The following is a 12,722-nucleotide window of genomic DNA, read 5'->3' on the forward strand; positions in this document are numbered from 1 at the left end:
AGCACCGGCGCCAACGCTTGATATGCGTCAAGCACCCGCCGCCGCCGTCACCTATGCTGCAAGAAGGACGCGCGCCCTCGCCGGGCGCGCCATGACAACGTTGAAAGGAGACCCGCCATGTACCAGAAAATCCTGCTTGCCGTGGATGGCAGCCATTCTTCCGACCTCGCCATCAGCCAGGCGATCATCATCGCCAAGGCGACCGGCAGCGAGGTGGAGGCGCTGTTCGTGGCGGACGACAGCGACGCCTTCTTCCCGGTCGGCGCCTACGACCCCAACAAGCTGGTGGAAAGCATCCTCACCCTGGGCCGCGAAGCGCTGGCCACGGCCGCCAGGCGGCTCGCGGAAGCCGGCATCCGCCACACCACCCAGCTGATCGAGAAACCCGTCTCTCCCGGGCAGATCTCCAGCACCATCGTGGCCGAAGCGGACCGCCAGAACGCGGACCTGATCGTGCTCGGCACGCATGGCCGGCGCGGCCTGCGGCGCCTGGTGATGGGCAGCGTGTCGGAAGGCGTGCTGCAGAAGAGCCACAAGCCGGTCCTGCTGGTGCGCAGCGAGACCGAGCGCTGACCGCGCCCGAGCGCGCTCGGAACGCTCGGAGCGCTCGGAACTTGTGCCGGATGCCGACGCCTGCCGTCATGCCGCTGCCCTGGTTGCCCAGCTTGTCGTACAGCGCGTTGGCGTGGAGATCCGTGCGCCTGGACATCGCGTACAGGTAGCCGATGCCCGCGTCGCGGCGGCGCACGTCGGGCTGGGCGTCGGCGCGGATACCCACACCCGCCCCTTCCGCGCCGGCCCCCGGTTGCGCTGCCCGGACCGGGGCGGAAGGCGGCTTGCCGAGCGCGCCGCCTGAAGCCGACGACCCGACGATCCGTCTTGCCCCCTCGCGCGCCGGCCGCCGGCGCCGCATCCCTTCCAGAATCCAGAAAGCGGAACACGGCGCGCCCGCGCGTCAGGGTAAATCCCACCCCCTGCTCTCTTGGTCCGGCCAGGCATCCTCCCTATAATTTATCAATCGATCACTGATCGAACGATAACTTGAAAGGAGCAGCGATGGCGCTGGGCAAGCTCGCACATTTTTCCATCCGCACGACCGACCTGGAGCGGTCGTGCGCGTTCTACGAACGTGTTCTCGGGTTCCGGCGCGGGTATCGCCCGCCGTTCGCGTTTCCCGGCGCGTGGCTCTACATGGGCGGCGACGAGGGTAGCTACGGCACCGTGCACATCATCGGCATCGACCCCGACGACCCGGCCGGCCTGACCGCCTATCTTGGGGACAAGCCGGTGTCCGAGCCCGGCACCGGCACGCTCGACCACATCGCCTTCCTGGCCACCGGCGTCGCGCAGATGTGGCAGACGCTGCGCGCGGAGGGCATCGCGTGGCGCGACCGCACGGTGCCGAGCCTCGGCCTGCACCAGGTCTTCATCGAGGATCCCTCGGGCGTGACGATCGAACTCAACTACCCGGCCGGGGAAGTGGCGGGCCTGGAACTGCCCGTAGAGGCGCAGGCACGGACTGGAGCACTGGCATGAATCCCGCGCAGCACACGCAACCCAGGGCGATCGTCGTCGGCGGCTCGCTGGGCGGACTGTTTGCCGCCAATCTGCTTGCGCGCAACGGCTGGGACGTCGAGGTCTTCGAGCGCACGCCGGAGGCATTGACCGGCCGCGGCGCGGGCATCGTCACGCATCCGGAGTTGTTCGAGGCGCTGGCGGCGGCCGGCGTGGCGGTCGACGACGGCATCGGCGTGCGCGTCGATACCCGCGTCACGCTGGCGCGCGACGGCACCACGGTGTCCGCGCGCGAGTTGCCGCAGACGCTGACGGCCTGGGGCAAGATGTACGACGTGCTGGGCCGCGCGTTCCCCGGCGTCTACCGCACCGGCGCCGCCGTGAGCGCGGTCGAGTCGCATGCGGACCACGCCACGGTCACGCTGCAGGACGGATCGACGCACCGCGCCGACCTCGTCGTCGCCGCCGACGGTTTCCGCTCGGGCCTGCGCGAGCAGTTGCTGCCTTCGGCGCGGCTCGAGTACGCGGGTTATATCGCCTGGCGCGGCCTGGTCGACGAGGCCCGGCTGTCGCCGGCCACGCACGCGGCCATCTTCGGCAAGTTTGCCTTCTGCCTGCCGCCCCGCGAGCAGATCCTCGGCTATCCGGTCGCCGGCGACGGCAACAGCATCGCGCCGGGCCAGCGCCGCTACAACTTCGTCTGGTATCGCGCCACACCCGACGACGCGCTGGCCGACCTGCTGACCGACGCCAGCGGCAAGTGCTGGCGCGCCGGCATCCCGCCGGGCCTGATCCGCGCCGACGTGCTCGCCGACATGGAGAGCGCCGCCGCCACGCTGCTGGCGCCGCAGTTCGCCGAGGTGGTGGCGCGCACCGCCCAGCCGCTGTTCCAGCCGATCTACGACCTGACCGTGCAGCGCATGGCCTTCGGCCGCATCGCGCTGCTCGGCGACGCCGCGTTCGTGGCGCGCCCGCATTGCGGCATGGGCGTCACCAAGGCGGCGGGCGACGCGGTGGCGCTGGCCCGCGCGCTGGCGGCGCACCGGCCCGTCGAGGCGGCGCTGCGGGCGTACAGCGCCGAGCGCGTCCAGGTCGGGCAGGCGGTCGTCGAGCACGCGCGCCATCTCGGCGCCTACATGCAGGCGCAGCTCAGGAGCGAGCAGGACCGCGCGATGGCGGAGCGCTACCGCACGCCCGAGGCGGTGATGCGGGAGACCGCCGTGTCGCGGCAATTCTGAACCATCACGGACAACATCCATTCGGAGACAACAACCATGCCCCAAGCCGCCCCCTATCCGGCGCATCTCGATCTCGCCGGGACCGATGCCCCGGTCATACCGCACGCCATGCTGGGCCAGCCGGCCTTCGAGCGCCTGCAGCGCGCGCGCCGGCGCTTCTCGTGGACGCTGACCGCGGCCATGCTGCTGGTCTATTTCGGCTTCATCCTCACGCTGGCGTTCCGCCCCGACCTGCTGGCCCGGCAACTGGTGGCGGGCCAGCCGATGAGCGTCGGCATCCCGGTCGGCTTCGGCATGTTCGCGTTCACGTTCGCGCTCGTGGCCATCTACGTGCATCGCACCAACACCGTCTACGACGGCATGATCGCGGACATCCGCAAGGGAGCGCAGTCATGAACCGCATGCTGACCGCACTCACTGCGCTGACCGCGGCCGGCCCCGCCCTGGCGGCGACGTCGCCGGTGGGCCAGGGCATGAGCATGATCGCCATCGCGATGTTCGTGGCGTTCGTCGCCGCCACGCTCGCCGTCACGCGCTGGGCCGCCAGGCGCAACCACAGCGTGGCCGATCACTACGCCGCCGGCGGCAGGATCACCGCCATGCAGAACGGCTGGGCGATCGCCGGCGACTACATGTCCGCCGCCTCGCTGCTGGGCATTTCCGCGCTGGTCTTCACCAGCGGCTACGATGGCCTGATCTATTCGATCGGGTTCCTGGCAAGCTGGCCGATCATCCTGTTCCTGATCGCCGAGCCGCTGCGCAACCTGGGGCGCTACACGCTCGCCGACGTGCTCTCCTATCGCCTCCGGCAGCGCCCGATCCGGGCGTTCTCGGCCTCGAGCTCGATGGTGATCGTGCTGCTGTATCTGGTGTCGCAGATGGTGGGCGCCGGCAAGCTGGTGGAACTGCTGTTCGGCTTCGACTACACCTCGGCGGTGGTGCTGGTCGGCGTGCTGATGGTGGTGTACGTGTTCTTCGGCGGCATGCTGGCCACCACGTGGATCCAGATCATCAAGGCGGCGATGCTGCTGGCCGGCTGCGCGTTCATGGCGTTCATGGTCATGAGCCGCTTCGGCTTCAGCCTGAACAGCCTGTTCGAGCACGCCATCGCGGCGCACGGCAGGCACGACGCCATCATGCGTCCCGGCGGCCTGGTCTCGGACCCGGTGTCGGCGGTCTCGCTCGGGCTGGCGCTGATCTTCGGCACGGCCGGCCTGCCGCACATCCTGATGCGCTTCTTCACGGTCGGCAACGTCAAGGCCGCGCGCAAGAGCGTGCTCTACGCCACCGGCATCGTCGGCACCGGCTACGCGCTGATCATCGTGATCGGCTTCGGCACCATCGCGCTGGTGGCCCGCGAGCCGCTGTACCACGACGGCGCCGGCGCCGTGATCGGCGGGGTCAACATGGTGGCGGTGCACCTGGCGCACGCGGTGGGCGGCAACGTGTTCCTGGGCTTCATCTGCGCGGTGGCGTTCTCGACCATCCTCGCCGTGGTGGCCGGGCTGACGCTGGCGGGCTCCTCCGCGATCTCGCACGACCTCTACGCCACGGTGCTGCGCCAGGGCAAGGCGACCGACCGGGAAGAGATGCGCGTGTCGCGCGTCACCACGCTGGTGCTGGGCGTGCTGTCGATCCTGCTCGCCATCCTGTTCGAGAAGCAGACCATCGCCTTCATCGTCAGCCTGACGTTCTCGATCGCCGCCAGCTCCAACTTCCCGGTGCTGCTGCTCTCGGTCTACTGGCGCGGCCTGACCACGCGCGGCGCCGTGGCCGGCGGCACGCTCGGGCTCGTCACCGCGGTCGTCCTCACGATCCTGAGCCCGACGGTGTGGGTGCAGGTGCTGGGGCACGCCGCGGCCATCTATCCGTACGAGTATCCGGCGCTGTTCTCGATGCTGGTGGCGTTCGCCGGCATCTATGCGTTCTCGGTGACGGACCGCTCCGCGCGCGGCGCCTGGGAGCGCGATGCCTACCAGAACCAGCGCGTGGACTGCGAACTCGGCATCGCCGGCAAACCCGGCGCCTGACCCGGGCGGCATGGCGCAAGGCGGGGGGCAAGGCGGGGGACAGACAGGCGAACACGCTCCCCGCCTTCTCGTTTATCGGGCGATTGGTAGAATCCGGACATCGTCCGCATGCCGGAAGCCGAGAGAGACAGTCATGGAGCCACCCGCCACCCCCACTCCGGACGAGACCGCCAGCAAGGGCACGCGGCGGTTGCTGCCCGAGGAACGGGAACAGCAGATCGTCGAGAAGGCCATCGAGCACTTCACGCGCAACGGCTTCGGCGGCAGCACGCGCGAGCTGGCCCGCCAGATCGGCGTCACCCAGCCGCTGCTCTATCGCTATTTCGAGAGCAAGGAAGCGCTCATCGACCGGGTCTACCACGAGGTGTTCCAGTGGCGCCCCGACTGGGACCGCCAGATCGCCGACCGCGCGAAGCCGCTGGCCGAGCGGCTCCAGGCGTTCTACCTCGACTATGCCTCGGTGATTCTGCGCGAGGAATGGATCCGCCTGTTCATCTTCGCCGGCCTGACCCACGAGGGCATCAACAACAAATACCTCAGCAAGCTGCGCAGCAAGGTGTTCCTGCCCGTGCTGGCCGAGGTCCGGGAAGCCTTCGGCATCGCCGCCCCGCGCAACGCGGCGGAAACCGAGGCCGAGATCGAGATGATCTGGAGCCTGCATGCGGCCATCTTCTATATCGGCGTGCGCAAGTGGGTCTACGGCCTGAAGGTGCCGGCCAACGTGGACGCGGTCATCCGCCAGCAGGTCGACATGTTCCTGCACGGCGCGCCGGCGGCGATCCGGGCGCTGCGGGCGGGCTGACCCGCGGGCCGGGCCCGCGCCGGCCGCCCTTTCATCACCTCGCGCAAATCCCGAACCCGCGGGCACGGCCCGCCCGGTGTTTCCACGCGCCTGCCGGCTTCGCTCCGCGCGGCCACCAGGCCGGCGCCCTTCCCCGCGCCGCCGCGCCGCACGGCACTGTCATGCGCACCGTCATGGCGCACCGCCGGCAAGCCGCGCGCGTTCCCGCCAGCCATGAGGTTGTAAATTAGTCACATACGCAAATCCGCTTCACGCCCTGTCAACCACGTGCTGTATCAAACGTGAACTACCTGTAGGCCGAGCGCGATTATTTCGCTTATTTCAGGTATAAATAACGTTTAATTCTGGCAATATTGGCGCGCCAGACGGTTATGGAAATCAATATGGAACAGGTCGTGCACGCGGTCATGCCGGAAGTCTTCAGGGGAACAAGCAACAGGATGCGGCATGCGGTGGCGGTGTTGCGCGGCACGTCCCACGTGGGCATCGTCGCGTTCGGGGAGCGGGCCGGGCAGCCCAGCGCGTTCGTCTACCTGGACGACGCCGGCGGCGCCACCGAGTACGTGCCGTTCGATGGCGTGACGCGGCCCGTGGAGATCTCGGTGGCATGCCTGTCCCCGGGCGACCTGCGACTGCGCATCAGCCGGGATGGCGCGGACGACGAATTGTTCGTGCTCAGCTCGGTCGACACGCCGGACCTCCCGCGCGAGACGCCGGCGGGCCAGTACGCGGGCCGCGTCGAGGCCTGCCAGGAGGCGGGGCCGCTGAAGGTGTCGATCACCGCCGGCGAGATGCCTGGCGCCGGCTGGCAGCTCTCGGCCCGGGTGCCCGGCAACTGCTCGGTGCAGGCCAGCGTCGATCCGTGCGACGCGCCCGGATGCCATGCCGTCGCGGTGCGGGTCGCCGGCCCGCGCGGCTGCTCGCTCAACGGGCGGACGCTGAACGGCGAGCTCGCGATGGTCGGCGGGCAGGTGCTGCTGACCGTGCGCAACGACACCGGCGGCCTGCTGTACATGGGAGCGCGCACTCCGGCCTGACGGCGCTCAGGACACGCCCGCGGGGTCGGCCTGCGCCGCCGTGTTGCGCAGGTGGATGAGGAATTCGCCGGTCATCATCACCCACAGCCGCAGCATGGCCTCTAGATGGGCCTGGGTCACGCCGCCGGCGAGCACCACATCCATCTCGAGCACGATCAGCTCGCCGTGCGTGGCCAGCCGCGCGAAGCGCTTGCCGCGCTGCCAGCCGTCCAGCAGCGCGCGCGGCACCTCGCCGCCGCTGACGCGCAGCGCGCAGCTCAGCGTGAAATCGACGTGGCCGCCGGTCTCCGCGGCATTGCCCCACAGCACCTGGAAGCCCACGCCCTGGCTGGCGCTGTGCAACTGGGTCTTGCCATCGCGCTCGGTCGTGGTCACGGCGCAGCCGGCCGCGCGGATGGCGGCGGCCAGTTCGTCCGCATCGACGGCGGACAGTATCCTGATATCGTTCATGACGTGTCCCGGATCAGTGGGCGGCGCCGGCAGCGGATGGCGCGGACGGCGCGGCGGGTGATGCGGCGGATGGCGCGGCGGATGGCGCGGACAGCGCCGCCACGCCGCGCGGATCGAACTTGTTCTCGTACAGCGCATCGCCGTAGGCCTGGGCCTGCGTCTCCAGCTTCACGCGCGCGCCCGCCGCGAAGGGATGGCGAAAGGCGACCGCGTCGGCCACGTCGAAATGCTCGTAGGCATCGAGGATTTCCTTGCCGATGGATTGCAGCCGCGCGTTCATCGCGCCGCAGCGCTCCAGTTGCGCGTCGCGTTCGCGCTGCGCGTCGAGCGCGCGGCCGCGCTCCTGCGTCATCGCCGCAAGCTGCTGCTGCAGCCCGCGCGCCGCCCGCTGCTGCTCGTCGCGCGCGGCATCGGCCTGGCGCGTCCGCTCGGCGGCGCTCTCCTCCACCTGGCGCTGCCTCGCCGCCAGCCCCTGCGCCCGGCCGCGGCTGGCTTCCAGCTCGGCCCGCGCTTCGGCCAGCTCCCTGGCCGCCGCCGCCTTGCCTTCCTCGGCCGCGCGCAGCGTCGCCTGCAGCGTGGCGCGCTCCGCCTGCATCTGCTGGTTCTGCGCGTTGAGCGCGCGCAGCTGCGTGCGCAGGCGGTCTTCCAGCGTGCCCTGCGGCTGCGCCTGGGCACCGGCCGGCGCGGGCACGGCAAGCAGCCATGCCGCGACGGCCACGCCCAGCGCCCCGTTCCTCATCCGTGATTGCAGCATGGTCTACCTCAGAACTTGGCGTTCAGTTCGAGCATCAGCACGTTGATGGACAACGGGTCGCCATAGACCTCGCGCCCGCTCAGCCAGCGCGCCTGCAGCCAGGCGTTCTTGTCGATGCCGTAGGCCGCCCCCAGGAAATAGCCGCGCGCGTTGGTGCCGCCCAGGCGGAAATCCGGGTCGGTGTAGCCGTCCGGCACCGCATCGGGCTCCAGGTACTTGTAGCCCATCATGAAATTCCACTGCCCGCGCGCCGACACCGCCTGGTTGCCGAAGATGGCCCGCACCAGGTAGCCGTTCGGGCCGCTGCGCCACTTGTCCTTGTACTCGCTCAGCGGCGTCGATCCGTCCACGCCTTCGTAGTGGTTGGCCGGGTAGGAGCGCGGGTCGGAGAACGGGCGGTCCTTGTTGTACGCCAGGTTGCGCACGTAGCTGGCCTGGAAGCTGAACGGCAGCCCGCCGAACACATGCGTGTCCCACTGCCCCGTTATGTTGAGCGGGCGGAAGTTCTGGGTCAGCCCGAAGAACTGCGGGTTCGAGGTGTCGTTCACGTCCACCGGCACGTTGTTGCGCAGCCCGAACAGCGTGTTGCCCTTCTGCATGAACGCCGGGCGCGAATTGTCGGTGTCGCAGGAAGGCGAGGACGTCAGGCACGGCTGCGAGAACTGGCCGCGCATGTCGGTGAAGTGGTAATACGCCACCGCGCCCTTGAAGCGGTCCCCGCCGGCCAGCTTCCATTCCGCGCCGGCCTGCAGCGCGAACAGCCACTGGTTGCGGCTGTCCGACTTTTCCTGCGCGTTCGAGGGGAAATTGTCGTCGCTGTAGTTGACCGGGAACGCGCCGCCGGTCACGAACGCCGTGACGCCGCGCGTGCCGACGGACTTGCGCCAGGCGCCGGCAATCCCGTCGAAGTTCAGGTCGTTGGAGAACACCAGGTCGTTGTTGTCCAGGCCATAGAACGGGTTGCCGAAGCGGCCGGCGGTGACGTGGAACGCATCGGTGAAACGGTAGTCCAGATAACCCTGGTCCAGCCAGATGCTCTTCTTGGCAAAACCGCCGCCGAGCGTCTGCGTGGTCGACACCGGCCCGTTGCTGCTGCCGGTGCCGATGCGGATGCCCGCGGTCAGGTCGTCGGAGACTGCGGCGGTGACGCCCAGCCGCGCGCGCAGGCGCAGCAGGTCGGTGCGGTTCTTGTCGGTGTTGAGCAGCGGCGGCAGCGAGTTGGCCGAGGGGCCGAAGTCAACCGGGCCGTTGGCGTTGACGGCCGCGTAGTCGACGGTCGGCGCATTGCCGCCGCCGTACAGGTTGGCCTGGTAGCGCACGCGCACGTCGCCGGACAGGGTGATGCGCGAGACCCAGTCGGGGAACGTGTTGGGCGTGGCCCAGTGTTCCTCCTTCGCCTGCGCGATGACCTCTTCCTTGACCTCGTCGCGGATCTGCTGGCGCACGCGCGGCGAGACATAGGGCACGCGCACGTCGCCCGGCTGCGCGCCGCCGGCCGCGGCGGCCACGGTCGCGGCCCCCGCTCCCGCCGCCACGCCCGCCGCCACACCTGCGGCCCCCGGCCCGGCCGCGGCCGGCGGCTGCGCCGCCGCGCGGGCCTGCGCCAGCAGCGTTTCGCCTTCCTCCCGGGTCAGCGTCCCGCGCATGACCAGGATGCGGATCAGGTTCTGCGTGACGTCCGCCGATGCCGGGGGCACGGTGCCCTGCGCATGGCCCTGCTGGCAGCACGCCGCAAGCGTCAGGGCGGCGGCCAGCGGCCGCAGCACCGGATGGCGAAGGCGCGATGCCTTGCACTGATTCATTGCTCTCTCCTCAAGGATCTCTCTCATGTCCGGCCCGGGTCCCGGCGGCGCGTCACGGGCGCCGCGCCTGCATCACCACGCGGGCCGGGAAGCTCAGGCCCGCCGGCGGCCGCTCGTCCACGCGGCCCAGCGCGCGCAGCGCCGCCAGCAGCGCTTCGTCGGTGGCCGCACTGCCCGTCGAGCGCACCAGCTCCACGCGCGTGATGCGCCCGCTCTCGTCCATCCACATGTTCACCATCACCTGCGGAAACGCGAGCCGCGCGGTGGCCGGGTTCTGCTGCACGGCGCGCTGCAGCGCGTAGGCCAGGTACTGGCCATACGTCGCGTTGCCCGCGCGGCCGGCGCCGCCGCTGCCCATGCCGTCGCCGCTGCCGACCTGGATGCCGCCCGCGCCGGCCTGCGCGTCGGCGTTCATGGTCACGCTCTGCGCCGCGTCGTTGGCCGGCCTGGGCGCTTCCGCGGGCCTGGGTGCCGGCTCCATCGGCTTGGGATCCGGCGTGCGGATGCGTTCTTGCTTGACCGGCTCCGGCGGCTTCTGCTCGGGCGGGGGCGGAGGCGGCGGGGGCGGCAGCGAGACCATCGGCGGCAGCCGCGGCGCCTCCTTTCTCGCGGACGCGGTATCGCCCGCCCATTTCCAGAGCGCCCAGCCGGCCAGCGCCAGCGCCAGCGCTGCCGCGGCGCCGGCCAGCGGTCCGCGCCAGCGCCGCCGTGGCGCGGCCTCGCGATCGTCGTACGGCTGCTGTTCCATGACGCGGCCTAGTTGGCTGGCTTGCCTGTCACCAGGCCCACCTGCTGCAGCTCCAGCCGCCGCAGCAGGTCCAGGACCTCGATGACCTTGCGGTACTGCACCGCGGCGTCACCCTTGACGATGACCGGGAAGTCCGGCGTCTGGGCGCGCTGCGCGCGCAGCCGGTCCTCCAGCTCCGCCAGCGTGACCGGAAACGCGTCCAGGTAGACCTGGCCCGAGTCGGTCACGGTGATGGCCTTGATCTTCTGCTCGGACAGGCTGGCGGAGGCGCTCGCCTTGGGCAGGTCCACCTTGATGCCCTGCACCGCGGCCGTGGTCATCAGGATGAAAATGATCAGCAGCACGAACGCCAGGTCCAGCAGCGGCGTGATGTTGATGTCGTCGTAGGGCTTGTCGTCGTCGTGCGTGGCGGCCATGATGGGTTCCCCTCAGAGCGCGCCGGCACCGGGGCCGCGCTCGCCGGCGCGGGCGGACGGGGCCATGCCCACGCCGCCCGCCCCCGCCTGCCGGGCCGGCACCAGGCCCGCTTCCGCGAAGCGGCGCATCAGCTCGCCCACGAGGCGGTCCATGTGGCCGCCGGCCTCGGCCTGCGCCACCTCGCTCTCGCTGCCCGCATGGAGCTCGGCCAGGCGCGTGACGAATTCGTCCACGAACACGTCCATGTCCGCGCTCACGTTCTTGTTGCGCGTGAGCAGGTAGTTGTACGAGAACAGCGCCGGAATGGCGACGAACAGGCCCACCACGGTAGCCACCAGCGCGGCCGCGATGCCGGGCGCGATGGCGTTGATGTTGACCTCGCCCGCCAGCGCCACCGCCGCGAACACCAGGATGATGCCGACCACCGTGCCCAGCAGGCCCAGGTACGGCCCGCCCGAGATCGAGATGGTCAGCAGCACCAGGCCGCGGTTCAGGCGCTGGTTCTCGCGCACGCGCGTGGCGTCCATCGACGCGCGGATGGCCTCGATGGTCTCGGCGGCCACGGCCTTGTTGCCGTCCTGCTCGCGCCGGCTGCGCAGCTCGCCCACGGCCACCTGGTACAGCCGGTACAGCGTGGAATCGGCCAGCCGCCGGGACAGGCCCGGGTTGGCCGGCACCGATTCCGCCAGCGCTTCGAGCCGGTGGCCGACCTTGCGGAACTGCGCCATGAATTCGTCATTGGCGCGCGACACGCGGCTCACGTAGGTGGCCTTGACGTAGGTGACCCACCACGACAGCACGGCCATGACGGCCAGCAGCCCGATCACGACCCATGCGTCCACCGGCACGTTGGTCAGGATGAAGCCGATCTCGCCGAAGCCGCTGCCGGCCTGCTTTTCGTCGGGGCCGTAGGCGAGCAGCTTCGAGTCGCTGCCCTGCATCGCGGCCTCCGCGGCCAGCAGCGCCGCGGGCCGCGCCACGCGCGAGATGCGCACCTCGTCGAGCTGGCCCGCGAAGCCCGGCAACTCGCCCGCGGGGTCGGCGCCGATCATGGCCGCGCCGGCAAACGCCGGCAGCGCGGCAGCCACCTTCGCCACCTCGCGGCCGTTGACCAGCAGCGCGACCTGCCCGCCGCCCGCGGTCATCGCCACGTGGGTCCACTGCTGCGCGCCCAGCGGCTCGCTGGCCGCGGCCTGCTGCTGGCCCACGCGCACATAGGGCACGCCGTTGGCCAGGCCCACCAGCAGCGCGTTGCCGGCCTCGCGGCGCGCGTACAGCACGCCGTTCGCGGCGGCGTCCGCGCGCACCCACGCGCCAAACGTCATGGCGCCGCCGGCGGCCACGCGCAGCGAATCGCTGGCGGGCAGGGCGATGCCCGCCTTGCCGTCCAGCTTCGCCGCCTGGCCGATCAGGCCCTCGCCCACCGGCACGCCGGCCTGCGCGTTGTTGTGGTACGCCGTGGCGTCGGCCGGCGCCGTGCCCGCTGCGCCGTCGAAGTGATAGACCGCCGTGTAGTCGGCGTCGAACGGCGACGCGCCGCCGGCCTGCGGGGCCTTGGCGTTGCCGTAGTACATCCAGATGTCCTGGCGCGCGCCGCCGGGCACCGCCGGCATATCCACCCAGACCAGCCCCATGCCCAGCAGGGAATCGAACTGCTCGACCTGGTGCGCGAGCGGGGTCTTGTCGTCGGCCGCGACGAAGCGCAGGTCGCCGCCCTTGTCCTGCACGGCGTCGAACTGGAAGTTGCCCGCGTGCAGGCGCACCAGCACCGGCATGCGTCCGAGCGGCTCCGCGATGTTGGCGCCCTTGGGCGTGGTATCGACCGAGACCGGCTTGCGGAAGGACCAGTCCTGTTGCCACCAGGCTTGTGCCACCTGCGGCAGACAGGCACCGAGCATGGCGAGGGATAGCAGCAATTTACGCATAACA

13 protein-coding genes are annotated in these 12,722 nt (G+C 70.5%); 7 read left to right on the forward strand and 6 right to left on the reverse strand.

Annotated features, from left to right (window positions below; all coding sequences use genetic code 11):
• Positions 1-117 precede the first annotated feature (117 nt).
• The 7 genes from KF708C_RS21480 (at position 118) to KF708C_RS21510 (ending at position 6,622) form a co-directional block, all read left to right on the forward strand.
• Complete coding sequence (locus KF708C_RS21480) at positions 118-573, forward strand: universal stress protein (protein WP_059413191.1); 456 nt, start codon at positions 118-120, stop codon at positions 571-573.
• A 483-nt stretch (positions 574-1,056) separates the two neighbouring features.
• Positions 1,057-1,536: a VOC family protein gene (locus KF708C_RS21485; RefSeq protein WP_059413192.1), complete on the forward strand. Its 480-nt coding sequence runs from the start codon at positions 1,057-1,059 to the stop codon at positions 1,534-1,536.
• Positions 1,533-2,753: an FAD binding domain-containing protein gene (locus KF708C_RS21490; protein WP_059413193.1), complete on the forward strand. Its 1,221-nt coding sequence runs from the start codon at positions 1,533-1,535 to the stop codon at positions 2,751-2,753. The genes KF708C_RS21485 and KF708C_RS21490 overlap by 4 nt, the downstream gene beginning before the upstream one ends.
• 36 nt (positions 2,754-2,789) lie before the next feature.
• A complete protein-coding gene (locus KF708C_RS21495) occupies positions 2,790-3,149 on the forward strand; it encodes a DUF485 domain-containing protein (protein ID WP_059413194.1) in 360 nt (119 codons plus the stop codon).
• A gap of 5 nt (positions 3,150-3,154) precedes the next feature.
• A complete protein-coding gene (gene actP / locus KF708C_RS21500; protein WP_370552849.1) occupies positions 3,155-4,783 on the forward strand; it encodes a cation/acetate symporter ActP in 1,629 nt (542 codons plus the stop codon).
• A 133-nt stretch (positions 4,784-4,916) separates the two neighbouring features.
• Entirely contained in the window at positions 4,917-5,585 is a 669-nt protein-coding gene (locus tag KF708C_RS21505; protein ID WP_082079671.1) for a TetR/AcrR family transcriptional regulator, read from the forward strand.
• A 383-nt stretch (positions 5,586-5,968) separates the two neighbouring features.
• The gene (locus KF708C_RS21510; RefSeq protein ID WP_156173900.1) at positions 5,969-6,622 is read left to right on the forward strand and encodes a hypothetical protein; all 654 of its coding nucleotides are present in this window, start codon (positions 5,969-5,971) and stop codon (positions 6,620-6,622) included.
• A 6-nt stretch (positions 6,623-6,628) separates the two neighbouring features.
• Here KF708C_RS21510 and KF708C_RS21515 read toward each other — a convergent pair whose 3' ends face one another.
• The 6 genes from KF708C_RS21515 to KF708C_RS21540 are packed head-to-tail and all read right to left on the reverse strand — an operon-like array spanning position 6,629 to position 12,718.
• A complete protein-coding gene (locus KF708C_RS21515; protein ID WP_059413197.1) occupies positions 6,629-7,072 on the reverse strand; it encodes a YbjN domain-containing protein in 444 nt (147 codons plus the stop codon).
• A 13-nt stretch (positions 7,073-7,085) separates the two neighbouring features.
• Positions 7,086-7,826, reverse strand: coding sequence for a DNA repair protein (locus KF708C_RS21520; protein WP_156173901.1), 741 nt, complete (start codon positions 7,824-7,826; stop codon positions 7,086-7,088).
• An 8-nt stretch (positions 7,827-7,834) separates the two neighbouring features.
• Positions 7,835-9,628 (reverse strand): putative porin, encoded by a 1,794-nt coding sequence (locus KF708C_RS21525; protein ID WP_059413199.1) that lies wholly within the window; start codon positions 9,626-9,628, stop codon positions 7,835-7,837.
• Positions 9,629-9,680: 52 nt separating this feature from the next.
• A complete protein-coding gene (locus KF708C_RS21530) occupies positions 9,681-10,376 on the reverse strand; it encodes a TonB family protein (RefSeq protein WP_059413200.1) in 696 nt (231 codons plus the stop codon).
• A gap of 8 nt (positions 10,377-10,384) precedes the next feature.
• A complete protein-coding gene (locus tag KF708C_RS21535) occupies positions 10,385-10,792 on the reverse strand; it encodes an ExbD/TolR family protein (RefSeq protein WP_059413201.1) in 408 nt (135 codons plus the stop codon).
• Between the two features lie 12 nt (positions 10,793-10,804).
• Entirely contained in the window at positions 10,805-12,718 is a 1,914-nt protein-coding gene (locus tag KF708C_RS21540) for a DUF2341 domain-containing protein (protein WP_059413202.1), read from the reverse strand.
• Positions 12,719-12,722 lie beyond the last annotated feature (4 nt).

The sequence above is a fragment of the Cupriavidus basilensis genome (genome assembly GCF_000876015.1).
In the GTDB taxonomy this organism is placed as follows: Bacteria; Pseudomonadota; Gammaproteobacteria; order Burkholderiales; family Burkholderiaceae; genus Cupriavidus; species Cupriavidus basilensis_B.

Excerpts from the sequence above, each read along its gene's own strand:
- KF708C_RS21505 (WP_082079671.1), top strand. The coding sequence starts at position 4,917 with ATGGAGCCACCCGCCACCCCCACTCCGGACGAGACCGCCAGCAAGGGC.
- actP (WP_370552849.1), top strand. The coding sequence starts at position 3,155 with ATGCTGACCGCACTCACTGCGCTGACCGCGGCCGGCCCCGCCCTGGCG.
- KF708C_RS21485 (WP_059413192.1), top strand. The coding sequence starts at position 1,057 with ATGGCGCTGGGCAAGCTCGCACATTTTTCCATCCGCACGACCGACCTG.
- KF708C_RS21525 (WP_059413199.1), bottom strand. The coding sequence starts at position 9,628 with ATGAATCAGTGCAAGGCATCGCGCCTTCGCCATCCGGTGCTGCGGCCG.
- KF708C_RS21520 (WP_156173901.1), bottom strand. The coding sequence starts at position 7,826 with ATGCTGCAATCACGGATGAGGAACGGGGCGCTGGGCGTGGCCGTCGCG.
- KF708C_RS21540 (WP_059413202.1), bottom strand. The coding sequence starts at position 12,718 with ATGCGTAAATTGCTGCTATCCCTCGCCATGCTCGGTGCCTGTCTGCCG.
- KF708C_RS21515 (WP_059413197.1), bottom strand. The coding sequence starts at position 7,072 with ATGAACGATATCAGGATACTGTCCGCCGTCGATGCGGACGAACTGGCC.
- KF708C_RS21490 (WP_059413193.1), top strand. The coding sequence starts at position 1,533 with ATGAATCCCGCGCAGCACACGCAACCCAGGGCGATCGTCGTCGGCGGC.
- KF708C_RS21535 (WP_059413201.1), bottom strand. The coding sequence starts at position 10,792 with ATGGCCGCCACGCACGACGACGACAAGCCCTACGACGACATCAACATC.
- KF708C_RS21495 (WP_059413194.1), top strand. The coding sequence starts at position 2,790 with ATGCCCCAAGCCGCCCCCTATCCGGCGCATCTCGATCTCGCCGGGACC.
- KF708C_RS21510 (WP_156173900.1), top strand. The coding sequence starts at position 5,969 with ATGGAACAGGTCGTGCACGCGGTCATGCCGGAAGTCTTCAGGGGAACA.
- KF708C_RS21480 (WP_059413191.1), top strand. The coding sequence starts at position 118 with ATGTACCAGAAAATCCTGCTTGCCGTGGATGGCAGCCATTCTTCCGAC.
- KF708C_RS21530 (WP_059413200.1), bottom strand. The coding sequence starts at position 10,376 with ATGGAACAGCAGCCGTACGACGATCGCGAGGCCGCGCCACGGCGGCGC.